9 protein-coding genes, 1 tRNA gene and 3 pseudogenes are annotated in these 13,835 nt (G+C 70.5%); 6 read left to right on the top strand and 7 right to left on the bottom strand.

What is annotated here, in order from left to right; genetic code table 11:
- Together GJ633_RS08060 and GJ633_RS08055 are read left to right on the top strand one after the other, a co-directional pair.
- A partial coding sequence (locus GJ633_RS08060; protein ID WP_156588403.1) for a HalX domain-containing protein occupies window positions 1-444 on the top strand: 444 nt, incomplete at its 5' end.
- 47 nt (window positions 445-491) lie between these two features.
- A pseudogene (locus GJ633_RS08055) lies at window positions 492-2,487 on the top strand (DEAD/DEAH box helicase).
- Window positions 2,488-2,503: 16 nt separating this feature from the next.
- On the opposite strand, the gene GJ633_RS08050 reads toward GJ633_RS08055, so the two are convergent.
- Window positions 2,504-3,571, bottom strand: a complete 1,068-nt coding sequence (locus tag GJ633_RS08050; RefSeq protein ID WP_156588402.1) for a phytoene/squalene synthase family protein — start codon at window positions 3,569-3,571, stop codon at window positions 2,504-2,506.
- Window positions 3,572-3,765: 194 nt separating this feature from the next.
- Between GJ633_RS08050 and GJ633_RS08045 the strand changes: the two genes are divergently transcribed.
- Window positions 3,766-4,953: an acyl-CoA dehydrogenase family protein gene (locus GJ633_RS08045; RefSeq protein ID WP_156588401.1), complete on the top strand. Its 1,188-nt coding sequence runs from the start codon at window positions 3,766-3,768 to the stop codon at window positions 4,951-4,953.
- A gap of 25 nt (window positions 4,954-4,978) precedes the next feature.
- Here GJ633_RS08045 and GJ633_RS08040 read toward each other — a convergent pair.
- The 3 genes and pseudogenes from GJ633_RS08040 to GJ633_RS08030 form a co-directional block, all read right to left on the bottom strand.
- A pseudogene (locus tag GJ633_RS08040) lies at window positions 4,979-6,980 on the bottom strand (PH domain-containing protein).
- Window positions 6,977-7,441 (bottom strand): PH domain-containing protein, encoded by a 465-nt coding sequence (locus GJ633_RS08035; protein ID WP_321168973.1) that lies wholly within the window; start codon window positions 7,439-7,441, stop codon window positions 6,977-6,979. Before GJ633_RS08035 ends, GJ633_RS08040 begins: the two are co-directional and overlap by 4 nt.
- Before the next feature lie 174 nt (window positions 7,442-7,615).
- Window positions 7,616-8,570 (bottom strand): annotated as a pseudogene (locus GJ633_RS08030) (cation diffusion facilitator family transporter).
- A gap of 129 nt (window positions 8,571-8,699) precedes the next feature.
- Between GJ633_RS08030 and GJ633_RS08025 the strand changes: the two are divergent.
- The 3 genes from GJ633_RS08025 to GJ633_RS08015 all read left to right on the top strand — a co-directional run bounded on the left by GJ633_RS08025 (window position 8,700) and on the right by GJ633_RS08015 (window position 12,260).
- Complete coding sequence (locus GJ633_RS08025) at window positions 8,700-10,157, top strand: archaellin/type IV pilin N-terminal domain-containing protein (RefSeq protein ID WP_156588400.1); 1,458 nt, start codon at window positions 8,700-8,702, stop codon at window positions 10,155-10,157.
- Between the two features lie 102 nt (window positions 10,158-10,259).
- Window positions 10,260-10,961 carry an HD domain-containing protein gene (locus tag GJ633_RS08020; protein WP_321168972.1) on the top strand — a complete coding sequence of 234 codons (702 nt, stop codon included), beginning with the start codon at window positions 10,260-10,262 and terminating at the stop codon, window positions 10,959-10,961.
- A 159-nt stretch (window positions 10,962-11,120) separates the two neighbouring features.
- The gene (locus GJ633_RS08015; RefSeq protein ID WP_156588399.1) at window positions 11,121-12,260 is read left to right on the top strand and encodes a CapA family protein; all 1,140 of its coding nucleotides are present in this window, start codon (window positions 11,121-11,123) and stop codon (window positions 12,258-12,260) included.
- Between the two features lie 204 nt (window positions 12,261-12,464).
- Here GJ633_RS08015 and GJ633_RS08010 read toward each other — a convergent pair.
- The 3 genes from GJ633_RS08010 to GJ633_RS08000 form a co-directional block, all read right to left on the bottom strand.
- A tRNA-Leu gene (locus GJ633_RS08010) sits at window positions 12,465-12,549 on the bottom strand.
- Window positions 12,550-12,621: 72 nt separating this feature from the next.
- Window positions 12,622-13,128: a DUF5797 family protein gene (locus tag GJ633_RS08005; protein WP_156588398.1), complete on the bottom strand. Its 507-nt coding sequence runs from the start codon at window positions 13,126-13,128 to the stop codon at window positions 12,622-12,624.
- 100 nt (window positions 13,129-13,228) lie between these two features.
- Window positions 13,229-13,835, bottom strand: a 607-nt coding sequence (locus GJ633_RS08000; protein ID WP_255470561.1) for an amidase family protein, incomplete at its 5' end; no start/stop codon positions are given.

Below are 13,835 nucleotides of genomic sequence, written 5' to 3'. Positions count from 1 at the left end.
GACGAGACGATCGACGTCGTGTTGCTCGACCGCCGTCTGCCGGACGGGAGCGGTGACGACGTCCTGGCGCATATCCGCGATCGGGGGTACCGCTGCCGGGTCGCGATGGTCACCGCCGTCGAGCCCGACTTCGACATCCTCGAGATGGGCTTCGACGACTACCTCGTGAAGCCGGTCACCAGCGATACCCTCCGAGAGACGGTCGACGGCCTGCTCCGCCGCGGCGAGTACGACACCGACGTCCAGGAGCTGTTCTCGCTGACCTCGAAGAAGGCGATGTTGGAGGCCGAAAAGAGCGCGGCGGAACTCGCCGACAACGAGGAGTACCAGGAGCTGACCGAGCGGATCCAGGAGCTGCGGTCGAACGCCGACCGCTCGCTGGAGGCGGTGACCGAACACGACGACTTCGACCGCCTGTTCGCCGAGTTCGACACGGGCGAGTGACGACGCCGCCGACGGTTTAACTACGATCCCGCCGAACGGACGACCAGATGCGCGTCCGCGACCTGCCGCTCGCCGAGCCGTACGTCGATCACTTCGCGGAGCGGGGGATCCGCGAGCTGTACCCGCCTCAGGCGGCGGCCGTCGACGCCGGCGTCTGCGCGGGCGAGAACGTCGTCGCCGCCGTGCCCACCGCGTCCGGGAAGACGTTCGTCGCCGAGCTGGCGCTGCTCACCGCCGACGGACCGGGGCTGTACGTCTGTCCGCTGCGGGCGCTCGCCCGCGAGAAGTACGAGGCGTTCGCCGCGCTGCCCGGCGTCGACGTGGAGATCTCCACCGGCGACTTCGACGCGACCGGCGAGGCGCTCGCGGGCCACGACGTGGTCGTCGCCACCAGCGAGAAGGTGGACTCGGCGATCCGCAACGGCGCGTCGTGGGTCGACGCGCTCGGCTGCGTCGTCGTCGACGAGGTCCACCTGCTCGGGGCGGCGCGACGCGGCCCCACGCTCGAGGTGACGCTCGCGACGCTCCGGCGTCGGAACCCGGACGTGCAGGTGGTGGCGCTCTCGGCGACCGTCGACAACCCGGCGGCGATCGCCGACTGGCTCGACGCCGAACTCGTGGAGTCCGACTGGCGTCCCGTCGACCTCCGCACCGGCGTCGCCGTCGGCGGCCGCGTGGCGTTCGACGACGGCACGGAGCTTCGGGTCGACGTGGAGACCGCGGCCGCCGCCGGCGCGGACGACCGCGACGATCCGCCCGGCGACGACGAGGCGGACCGCGATCCCCCCCGACGACACTGCCGTCACCGCGGCGCTCGTCGCCGACGCCGTGGACGACGGCGGCCAGTCGCTCGCGTTCGTCCGGTCGCGGACGGAGGCGGTCGCGCTGGCCGAGCGGCTCGCGGACGACGACCTCGCGGCGAGGATGGGTATCGAGACGGCCGCGGCGGACGCCGCGGACGAGGTCGCCGCCGTCGACGGGACCGTCACCGGCGAGCGGCTGGCCGACTGCCTGCGATCGGGGGTGGCGTTCCACCACGCCGGGCTGCGGACGGGCCACCGGACCGCCGTCGAAGCCGCGTTTCGCGACCGTTCCGTCGCCTGCATCTGCGCCACGCCGACGCTCGCCGCCGGCGTCAACGTGCCGGCGCGGCGGGTCGTGGTCCGCGACCAGAAGCGGTACGCCGGCTCGGCGATGGAGTGGCTGCCGACCCTGGAGGTCCACCAGATGTGCGGGCGCGCCGGCCGACCGGGGCTGGACCCGCACGGCGAGGCGGTCCTTGTCGGCGACGAGAACTCACACGACGAACTCGTGGAGCGGTACGTCGAGGGCGACCCGGAGCCGGTCGAGTCGAAGCTCGCCGACCCCGCGTCGCTGCGGACCCACGTCCTCTCGGCGATCGCGACGGGCGCCGCCGCGACGGAGGGGGAGATCCTCGGCGTGTTCGAGGGCACGTTCTACGCGCGGGTCGCCGGCGCGGGCGGGCTGGCCGACGCCGTCGCCGTCGCGGTCGACGACCTCGTCGCCGCTGGGATGGTCCGTCGGGAGACCGGCGGCGTCGAGGACTACCGGCTGGTCGCGACCGCGGTCGGCGAGACCACCTCGAAACAGTACGTGAGACCGGAGACCGGCGAGCGGATCGTCTCCGGGATCGAGACCGCCGCCGAGATGCCGTCGCCGACGACGCTCACCGTCTTCGAGGTGATCTGTGACACGCCGGACATGCAGGACACCTACCTCGGCAACGAGGAGCGCGCGTCGACGTACCGCTTCGCCCGCGCGAACGCGGACGTCCTGACCACCGCGATGGGCGACCCCGACGACTTCGAGGCGTGGCTGGAGTCGGTGAAGACGGCCAGGATCTTAGACGAGTGGATACACGGCGCGACCGTCGAGGAACTCGTGGAGACGCACCGGATCGGTCCGGGAGACCTCGACTCGCGGATCGAGCGGGCCGAGTGGCTGTTGAGCGCGGCGGAGGCGCTCGCGAAGACCGTGGACGTGCGCATCCCCGCCATCTCTCGGGCGCGGTCGCGGCTGTGAGACGGTCTCCGACCGCTCAGTCCGCGGGCTCGGCGACCCGGTGGAACGGCGTTCGGGAGATCGTCTGCCGGAGGTCGGCCAGCGAGTCGCGGCCGGCCTCGCTCGCGACGGACATCACGGCGAACACCTCCTGTCTGGAGATCTTCACGCCGGTCTCGGTCAGCGCGTCCTCCGGGCGCGAGCGGAGCTCTCGGAGCGTGCCGACCGCGAGGAGGTACGGCACGGTCCACGCCTCCAGCGTGTTCCCGTGCGACAGCGGCATCGTCTCCAGATACGCCTGTGCGTCGTCGAGGAACGACCGCGCGTACTCGGCGGTCCTGTCGACGACCCGGGCGGACGACTCGCGGTTCTCGGGGTGGACGACGCGGTCCTGCTCGACCCCCTCGTCGGCCAGCCACTCGGCGGGGAGGTAGACGTTGTTCTCCTCGGTGTAGTCGTCGTACACGTCCTTCGAGACGTTCACGAGCTGTAAGAGGAGCCCGAACTCCTCGGCGGTGTCGCGAAGTCGCCGGGCCCGGTCCTCGGCGAGGTCGCCGCGGGTGAGCAGGTTCGTGATCAGGTTCCCGACGGTGCCGGCGGCGTAGTAGCAGTACTGTTCCAGCTCGTCGCGGTCGTCGATGCGAAGCCCACCCTCGGTCGCGTGGCGGTCGACGAACATCGACATGCCGTCGACCATCTCCAGGACCGGCGGGACGATCGCCGCCCGCGCCTCGGGATCGAGCTCCTCGAACGTCGCCACGATCGTCGGCGCCTCCGCGACCACCGTCCAGTCGTCGTTCCGCTCGGCGGGCGCGGGGAGCCACTCGTCGACGGCCTCGCGGAACGCGTCGATGCCCGTCTCGTCGTGGGGGTCGATCGCGCGGCGGTACGTCCGCAACACGTCGCTTTGTGCGTCCGGGGGAATATGGCCCGCGTCCTCGATGGTGTCGGCGACGCGACAGAGGAGGTACCCCACGCAGATCTGTGAGGCCATCGGCTCCTCCAGCACGTCGACGGTCAGCGCGAAGGTCCGGGAAACGCCCTGAACCGCCTCGTGACACCACCCGAGGTCGGGCTCGCCGGGACCGTGTTCTCGTCCGCTCATTCAGTTATCCGTTCTTACGGCACAACCCATAAAAAGCCTCGTGGAACGGGGTGGCACCCGGCATCGACCGCCAACGCGGTCGAACCGCGGGGACACCGTCGCCTTCGACACGGACCCGTCACCTTCGACACGGACCCGCCGCCCGTGAACGCTCGCGTGGAAACGGCTAAGTCACCGTGCGGACAGGACCAGCCATGGAGTTCGCGCTCTCGGCCGAGCAGCGTCAGATCCGCGACACGGTCGCGGCGTTCGTCGACGAGGAGGTGGTCCCCCGCGCCGCCGAGATCGACGAGACGGACGAGTTCCCGGCCGACCTCGTGGCCGAGATGGCCGACATCGGCCTGTTGGGGATGCCGTTTCCGGTCGAGTACGGCGGCGCCGGGCTCGACTACCACAGCTACGCGATCGGGCTCGCCGAGATCTCGCGGGGGTCCGGCGGGCTCGGGACGATCGTCGCGGCCCACACGTCGCTCGCCGGACAGATGCTCTACGCGTTCGGGGACGAAACACAGCGAGAGCGGTACCTCACGCCGCTGGCCGCCGGCGAGGAGATCGGCGCGTTCGCGCTCTCGGAGGCCGAGGCGGGCTCCGACGTCCCCGCGATGTCGACCACCGCCGAACGCGAGACGGGAGATCCTTCCGAGCGGAGCGTCACCGCGGCGCGCGACGGCGACGGATACGTCGTCAACGGCGGGAAACTGTGGACCTCGAACGGCTCTGTCGCCGACACGGTCACGGTGTTCGCGAAGACCGACCCCGACGCGGGCCGCGACGGGATCTCCGCGTTCGTCGTCCGCCCGGCGGAGGACGACGGGTTCGTCGTCGAGGGGACCGAGGACAAACTCGGCGACAAGGGGTGTCCGACCGCCGAGCTCCGCTTCGACGACCTGTGGCTCCCGGAAGAGCGGCTGCTCGGCGAGGAGGGCGAGGGATTCCGCCAGGCGCTACAGACGCTGAACGGCGGCCGGATCACGATCGCGGCGCGGTCGGTCGGGATCGCCCGGGCCGCGCTCGACGAGGCGAAGGCGTACGCCCAGAATCGCGAGCAGTTCGACCGACCCGTCGCCGACTTCCAGACGATCCGACACAAGCTCGCGGACATGGACACGAAGACCCGCGCGGCGGAGCTGTTACTGCACGAGGCCGCGGACCTGAAGATGCGCGACGAGGAGTTCGTCAAGGAGGCCGCACAGGCGAAGCTGTACGCCTCGGAGGTCGCCCGCGAGGTCGCCAACGAGGGGATTCAGATCCACGGCGGGTACGGCTACACGAAGGACTTCCCCGCCGAGCGCTTCTACCGCGACGCGAAGCTCTCGGAGATCTACGAGGGGACGAGCGAGGTGTTACGCAACACGATCGCCCGGCGGCTCCTCGACGAGTAGCGCCCCATCGGGCGGAGACCGGACACTACCTGTCTGCCCGTCCCCGGTCCTCGCCGTCGTCTTCTCCGTCGGTGTCGCTCCGCTCTTCGCCGACTTGCTCATCGGCGCCGCCTCCCTCCTCCTCGACGCCCTCCTCCTCGACGCGTTCCTTGTCGGCTGCCTGTTCCGCCTCTTCGTCGTCACCGCTGTCCGCCGCGTCGTCTCCCGACTCTCGACCGGCGTGGGTGTCGTACGAGACGTCGGCGTCCGAGGGGAAGCGGTCGACCGCGTAGTCGCCGGTGTCGACCCGCTCGGCCGGCTCCGAGTAGTTCCGGGCACTCGTATCGAAGTCGGGACGAATGACGCCGTCTTCCGGAATTTCCGGATCGGCAGTGGCGTCTTCCGAGACGTCCGGGTCGGCGGCGGTCTCTTCCGAGATCCCCGGCTCGTCGCCGTGGACCGATTCGGGTTCATCGCGGTCGACATCGACCGATTCGGGCTCGTCGCGGTCGGCGACCGGGTCGCCCTCGCCGTCGAACCACTCGAATCCCATCGTCGCCCGTCGGCTCCGGTGCTCGGCGACCGCCGTGCGGAGGCGTTCGCGGAGCGTCTCGCGGAGGTCGACGGCGTCCTCGACCGCGACGTCGACGGCCGCGGCGTCGCGTCCCGCGAACGAGCCGCTCCCGGCGGTGTCGGCGACGACCGTCGCCACGTTCCACCGCCGCTGGAAGACGGTCCGCGTGTCGATGACGTTCTGGATCCGGTAGTAGGGGACGACCGTGACCGTGCGGCTCCAGAAGCCGTTGCGCGTGAGGAGATGATCCTCGTCGAGCCAGTACCCGCGGTGACGCCACTTCAGGTGCGCCGCCGGCGGCACCGCGAGCAGGAGCGCGGCCGCCCCGTACCACGGGATCCCGGGAGCGACGAACCGCTCGACGGCGAATGCGCCACCGACCAGCGCGGCGACCACGATCGCGTACTGGAACGCGTACCGCCACCGGATCCGCCGCGGGGGGGCGGCGAAACGTCGGCTCGCCGAACGACTCGACCTCGCGCGCGAGCCGGTTGACCCGGTCGGTCGTCGCGAGCGGGACGGCCGCCTGCGTCCCCTCGTCGTCGCCCTGACCGGGCGCGTAGCCGGCGGTCTCGATCGAGAGGCTCGCGTAGCCGAGCGCGCGCTTCGCGGGGTTGTCGGCGATCTTCAGCGCCTGCACCTTCTCGGTGGGGATGGATCCGCTGTACCGACGGAACAGCCCCCGCTCGTACCGCAGCTCGTCGCCGGCGCGCACGAGCCGGAATCCGTAGTAGTTGGAGAACGCGACGCCCGCGCCGAGGATCCACGACACGAGGAACAGCCCGCCGACGGCGACGAGCGCGGTCGCGGTGAGGAAGGCGGCGTCCGCGTCCGGGAGGAACCCGGAGAGCACCGGGAACGACCCGGATCCGAGGAAGGCGAGCAGCCCGATGAGTCGGCCGTCGAACGACAGCGCGCCGACGAGCGCGAGCTCCTTCGGCGAGATCGCGAACAGCTCCTCCTCTACGGGTCCCTCGACGCTGCGCCCGGCCTCGGCGGGTGTCTCGCCGGCCTCACGCGCCGCGCCGCCGCCGCGTCCGGCCTCCGTCCCCGATTTGCGGCGCTGGACCTCGCGCTGGATCCGGGTCGCCTCCGCCGGCGTGACGAACCGGATCGACCCCTCGGTGCTCGACCCGCCCGCCGTTTCGAGGTCGACGGCGGCGACGCCGATCGCCCGCTGGAGGACGCTCCGGCTCACGTCGACGTTCTGGATCCGGCGGTAGGGAATCTCTCGTTCCCGGCGGGCGATCACCCCGGAAGCGATGTCGAGGGTGTCCTCGGTGAGCTCGTAGTCGAACCGTCGGTAGTACGCGACCTCGTAGGCGAGCGCGGCGAGGAGGACGGCGCCGCCGGCCGCGGCGGCGACCGGGATCCCCCAGTCGTCGTTGTTGGTCACGATGAAGAAGAGCACGACGACGGCTCCCGAGACCTTCTGGAACGCGCGGTACGGGACCGACTGCGGCGCTAACTTCACACCGCGTCCTCCCCGTCCGCGCGGATCGCCAGGCGTTTCAGCTCCTCGCGGAGGTCGCTCGCGCCCCCGGGCGTGAGCCCCGGGATCCGGACGTCTGCGCCGCGGGAGCCGGCCGTGTACACCACACAGGAGGCGAGCCCGACGCTCCGCTCGATCGGGCCGCGCCGCGAGTCGACGTGCTGGATCCGCACCAGCGGCACCGTCGTCCGGACCTGCGTGATCACGCCGCGGTCGAGGTACAGCGCGTCCTCGCGGATCTCGTAGCTCCAGCGTCGGTACCGGAGGACCGCGTGGAGGACGCCGAGCGTGAGGAAGACGGCGCCGGCGGCGATCGGCGCCCACACGGGGAGGCGCTCGAGGTAGACCGCGCCCGCGAACGGCGCCGTCAGCACCGCCGCGACGAGGGCGGCACGGAGGATCCACACGACCTGAACTCGGGGGTGTAGCGACTGCGCCGTCACCGGCGTCCCCCCGCCGTGCGTCCGAGCGCCATGGATCGCCGTTGTCCGAGCGTCATGGATCGCCGTTGTCGGCGGTGACGTATAAGTCCGGGCGGAACGGGTTCGGAGGACCGAACCCCCCGGTGAGGACCGCACGACGGGCGACGGTACGAACGGCGGGACACCACGACCCGGCTACGGGTCCTCGTTCGATCGCGTCTCGTCGGTCGACCCGCCGATCGACACCTCGGCCGCGTCCTTCCACTCGCCGAGCCCCGAGGGGTCGAGGTGGACGTGGACGTCGCCGACGTCTTCCAGGTCGCGGAGACTGGTGACGAGTGCCGTCTCGACGTCGTGGGCCTCTCGGAGGGTCATCTCCCCGTCGACCTCGACGTGGACCTCCACCTCCAGGTCGGTCCCGTCGTAGAACACGGTGAGGTCGTGGACGCCCTCGACGGCCGGGTGGTCACCGAGCGCCTCGATCACCCGCTCGCGGTCGCTCGCGGGGGGGGGCGGCGCCGACGAGGTACGTGACGTTCTCGCGGCCGATCTCGACGCCCTGGTAGACGACGAGGACGCTGACGAGCGCGCCGGCGACCGGGTCGAGGACGGGGTATCCGAGCAACACGCCGAAGATTCCCACGAGCGCGGCGATCGTGGTGTAGATGTCATTGAGACAGTCCGCCGCGAGCGCCGTCAGGGCGGTCGAGCCGAGGTCGGCGTTCACCCGCTCGGTGTACCAGTACAGGAGGTACATGTCGGCCACCGCGAAAAGCAGCGCGACGACGAGGAGCGGACTCGCCGCGACGTCGGTGGTACCGATCAGCCCGCGGACGGACTCGCGCAACAGCAGGAGCCCGAGCACGACGATCGTCGCGCCGACGAAAAGCGCCGTCAACGGCTCGATCCGCTGGTGACCGTGCGGGTGCGTCTCGTCGGCGGCCGCGTACCGCGACCCGCCCCACACGAATACGACCGCGCTGGCGACGAGGTCGGCGACGGAGTGGGCCGCGTCCGCGACCAGTGCGACGCTCCCGAACGCGATCCCGGCCGCTCCCTCGACGGCGATCTTCACCGCGTTGCCGGCGACGTTCACCGCGGCCGCCCGCTGGAACCGCCCCCGCTTCCCGTCCCCCCAGGGGCCCCACATACACACCCCTCCTCGGGCGACCCTGTTAAGGGTCTCGTCGGCCGCGTCCTTCGCCGGCGCCGCACCGGAGATATCAGGACTGATTCTCGGCGGGCGGTGTTTAAGTCCCGTGGCGGCGTACCGCCCGCTATGAGCGACCGCGATCGGGGACAGAGCGAGGTGATCGGGGTCGTGCTCCTGTTGGGGATCACGATCGCCGCGATCACGGTCACGGTGGCGACCGGGAGCGCGGCGCTCGGGCTCGTCACCGACGAGGCGCGGTCGGCGAGCGTCGAGAACGGGATGTCACAGCTCTCCTCGCAGTCGAGTCTCGTCGCGCTCGGCGAGACGGACGCGCGGCGGTTCGACCTCGGCTCCGTGGACGCCGGCCAGCTCCGACTCGACGAGGACGCGGGGCACGTCACGATCCGGGTGGAGCGCGAGAACGCCCCCGACGAGCCGGTGTACGACGGCCCGATCGGGACGCTGGTGTACGAGGGAGAGCGCCGCGACGTCGCGCTTCAGGGGGGTGGCGTCTGGGCGAGCCAGGACGGTCACGGGTGGATGATCTCCCCGCCGGAGTACCACTACCACAAGAGTACGCTCACGTTCCCGATCGTCAAGCTGGAGGGGGGCGAGCGATCGCCGTCGAGCGGGACGGGCGTCGTCCGCCGGTCGCCCGCGACGACCGGCACCGTGGACGCGCCGGCGAACCCGCTCCAGAACGGGACCGTCGTCGTGGAGGTGCAGAGCGCGTACTACGAGGGGTGGTACGACTTCTTCGCCCAGCGCGCGGACGGCTCCGTGACGAAAGACGACGCGAATCAGACGGTGACGACGCGGCTCGTCGTGCCCGACGAGGTCGAGTTCGACAAGCCGGTCACGCTCGGCGCAGGCGGGTACTCACACCAGGGCGGGGGGAACGGGAAGGGGAAGGGCAACGGCAACGCCGGGCTCGACGAGTCGCTGTACTCCGAGGGGAACGTCTACCCGTCACCCGGCCCGGCCATCGAGTCGGAACTGGCGAACGCCGACGAGAACGGCGAGGACCTGGAGAGCGACTGTTTCGACGCCGGGACCTGTACGGCCGGCGCGTACCACGCGTCCGGCGACGTCACGCTCGACCGGGACGTCGACTTCGACACCAGCGACGGCGACGTCGTCGTCGCCGTCGACGGCGACCTCGAACTGGGCAGCAACAGCCTCGAGGTCACCGACACCGGCGACGGCACCGTCCGGTACTACGTCAACGGGTCGGTGTTCGCGAACGGCGACGCCTCCGTCGGGACCGCGAACGAGGGAGACGAGGCCCAGCGAAACCAGTTCTTCGTGCGGGACGGGTTCCTGGAAGACGGCCCCGGCCAGGGGAACGTCGAGATCGACGCGATCGTGTACGCGCCGAACTCGGAGACGGATCTGGCCGGCAGCGTCACGCTCCGCGGCGGGTTCGTCTTCGAGAGCCTCTCGACGAGAAGCAACGCTTTCACCGTCGAACCGGACGGCTCACCGGGCACCCTCACGTTCACCATTCCCGGAGGCGCCGACCGGAGTCCCATCACCTACCTCCACGTGAGCGAGAACGTCGTCAAGGTCGATTTCGACGGGTGATCGGGGCTGGGTCGGGCGAAACGGCCGAGCGGACCCCGTCGTAACGCCTAAGAACGCAACGCTCCTCGGTTACGGTAATGAATTACGAGTTTTTCGTCCGGGGTGGTCCACGTGGGTGTCGAGATTAAAGAGACGGAGGTGAGCGACGAGGATTTCGCCGCGATGCAGGAGTTCGTGAGAGATTACCTCGCGGCCAGCGTCGAGAGCGAGGAAGACGGCGGCCGGATGCGCTGGTACCCGTGGCACTCGGCGGCGTACCGGTTCAACCACATCATCAACGTCGTCGACCTCGCGACCGAGATCGCGGAGGCCGAAGGCGCCGACGTCGACGTGGTCCGCGTCGCCGCGCTGTTTCACGACGTCGCCAAGCTGGAGGCCGACCAAGACGTCCACGCCGAGGAAGGCGCCCGCGTCGCGCGCGAGTACCTCCAGAGCCGGGGCGACTTCCCGGAGTCGTTCGTCGAGGAGGTGTGCAGCACCGTCGTCGACCACTCCTACACGGGCGACCTCGACGACGTGCCCCTGGAGAGCCGGTGTCTGATCGAGGCGGACGTGCTCGACAAGGTCGGCGCGAACGGCGCCGTGTTGATGCTGCTGCGGATGGGGTACGAGTCGCGGACCCACATGGACGCCGCGAAGATGGTCGACCGGGTGCTCCAGCGCGCGTACGACCACACCGAGCGCGTCGTCTCCGACAGCGCCGAGAGCATCGCCCACCAGCGCATCAAGCGCGTGAAGTGGCTCCGCGAGTGGCTCGAAGAGGAGGTCACCCGGATGGACGCCGAGGGCGTCACCGACCGCTGAGTCGTCGGGGTCGCGTCCTCCGTCGACGGACCGCGAGCGGCGCCGCCGTCGCGTGCGAAGCCGGATTCGATCCTCGTCGAGACGGTCGTCTGGCTCGCTGCGACCCGAAACGGGGGGAACCCGAGGGTTGAAGTCGTCGCTCGTGGATCTCACCACGCGATGTGGACGCGCCGGACTCTCGTGGCATCGGGCGCCGCCGGACTCGCCGGGTGCGCCAGCGCGCCTCCGGAGCGTCGCGGTCCGGATTCAGAGGATCGCGACACGAATCCGGAGGATCCCGACTCCGCCGAGGAACCCGTCGAGGCGAAACTCGGGTTCGTCGGCGACCTGATGCTCGGTCGGAGCGTCACCGACCGATGGGCCGACGCGGACGACCCCGGCGGTGTCTGGGGGTCGACGCTGCCGCGGCTCCGCGACCTCGACGGACTCGTCGGCAACCTGGAGTGCTGCGTCTCCGACCGCGGCGAGCGCTGGCCCGACAAGGTGTACTACTTCCGGGCGCCGCCATCGTTCGCCGTGCCGGCCCTGGAGGCGGCAGGGGTCTCGTTCGTCTCGCTCGCCAACAACCACATTCTCGACTACCGGGAGCCGGCGCTCCGCGACACCCGGGCGCACCTAGCCGACGCGGGAATCGCCCGCGCCGGCGCTGGCCGGAACGCCGACGTGGCCCGCGAGCCTGCGGTCTTCGAGGCGGGCGACCTCACCGTCGCTGGGTTCGGGCTCACCGACCAGTCGACGGCGTTCGCGGCGACCGACGCGGACCCGGGCACCGCGTTCGCGCGGTTCGACCCCTCAGTCGCCGAGACGCGCGAACTCGTCGGCGACATCCTCGACCGCGTCGCCGAACGCGACCCGGACCTGGTCGTCGCCTCCCTCCACTGGGGGCCGAACTGGGAGACCGAACCGCGCGCGGTCCACGAGCGGTTCGGCCGGTGGCTCGTCGAGCAGGGCGTCGACGTCGTCCACGGCCACAGCGCGCACGTGCTTCAGGGCGTCGAGGTGTACCGCGGACGGCCGATCATCTACGACGCCGGGGACTTCGTGGACGACTACATCAGCTACCGCGACCGGGAGGGCGTCTACAACAAGCGAAGCGCGCTCTTCGAACTGGTGGTTCGCGACGGCGACCTCGACGAACTCGGCGTCGTGCCGATAGAGATCGTCGACGAGGCGGCGACGCTGGCCGACGGCGAGGTCGCCGAGTGGGTGTTCGACACCCTCGCCGAACGCTCCCGGGCGTTCGGCACCGACGTCGAACGGGCCGAGGGGCGGCTAACGTTTCCGCTGGGAGACGATTGATCAGGGTGAAGCGCGACTCGCGACGATTCGCGGGATTCGGATCATCCCCGGTTTCGATCGCTCCGTTCGAAAACGCAGTCAGTGCGCGGGACCGGATTCGAACCGGAGCAAGACGGTCGGCCTCGCTTCGCTCGGTCGCTGCGTGTTGCAGGGTTCGAATCCGGTCCCGCGCAGACATGCCTCTCGCGGTCGTTCGAGGCAGTATGCGCGGGACCGGATTCGAACCGGCGGACCCCTACGGGACAGCGTCCTAAGCGCTGCGCCTTTGGCCTGGCTCGGCAACCCGCGCGCAACACAACGTAGGCCCAAGCGATTCAAGAAGCTGACGAACCACCGCGCCTCGTGGCCCCGTATTTCCGGCTCACTCGGTCGTCTCGACCGTGACGGCGTCCCGCGCCACCGAGAGCTTGAACGTCGGGACCGTTCGGTAGACGACCTCGACCACGTTCTTGCGCTCGAGGCTCCGCAGGGCGCGCCGCACCTCCTCCACGTCGGGGTCCACGTCGAACGCCTCGCGGAGCGCGTTGAGCACGCTGACCACCGACTGCGACCGCTCGTCCGGGCCGGCGAGCACCTCGAACACCCGCGCTTGGAGCTCCGGGACGCGGATCGTCTCCGGGACGCCGCCCTTGGCGACCGCGTCCGCCTCGATACCGGGCTCGACGTCGACGAGGTCGTTGGCCTCCGCCGTCGCCCGGATCAGGCTGTCATCGTCGCGGTAGTAGTACTCTCCGAGGTGGTCTTCGAGGTACCGGTGGACGTCGCTGCCGCCGTCGAGTCCCCACGCCTCCTGCAGCTCGCCGTTCTTCGTCGGCTGGAGGCGGACGACGTCGGCGAGCCGGCTCCGCTCCTCGTCGGTCAGCGCCATACGTGGTCCTTCGGGAGGGCGAATATGGACGTTCCGGATCGGAACGCCGGACGCGACGCCGAACTCCACGGCTCCGACCCCGGACGCGACGATGTCCGCGTCACGCCTCGACCGCGCTCGCGGCGCGAACGATCGTCTCCTCGCCGAACTTCGGCCCGACGAGCTGGAGCCCGACGGGGAGCCCGTCGGCCTCGCCGGCGGGCACCGAGATCGCCGGCAGGTTCGCGAGGTTCACGGGCGTCGTGTTCGCGTCCGCGAGGTACATCCGCAGCGGGTCGTCGAGGCTCTCGCCGAGCTCGAAGGGAAGCACCGGCATCGTCGGCGAGGCGATCACGTCGACGTCTTCGAACGCGGTCTCGAAGTCCTGCCGGACCCACGCGCGGGCGTCCTGGGCCTTCTCGTAGTACTTGTCGTGGTAGCCGGCCGAGAGCGCGTACGTCCCGAGGAGGACCCGGCGTTTGACCTCCGCGCCGAACGCCTCGCGCGTCTCCGCGAACGACTCGTTCCAGTTGCCCTCGCTCTCGCTCCGATGGCCGTACCGGACGCCGTCGAAGCGCGCGAGGTTCGAGGACGCCTCCGCCATCGCGATCACGTAGTACGCCTGGACCGCGTGCTCGACCGATGGCAGCGAGATCTCCGTCGTCTCGGCGCCCCGGTCTTCGAGGTCCGCGATCGCCGCCTCGACGGTCTCGACGACGCGCTCGTCG

The organism is Halorubrum sp. CBA1125, assembly GCF_009742825.1.
GTDB lineage: Archaea > Halobacteriota > Halobacteria > Halobacteriales > Haloferacaceae > Halorubrum.
The sequence above is the reverse complement of the archived record's forward strand: the minus strand, read 5'-3'. Positions and strand labels throughout refer to the sequence as shown.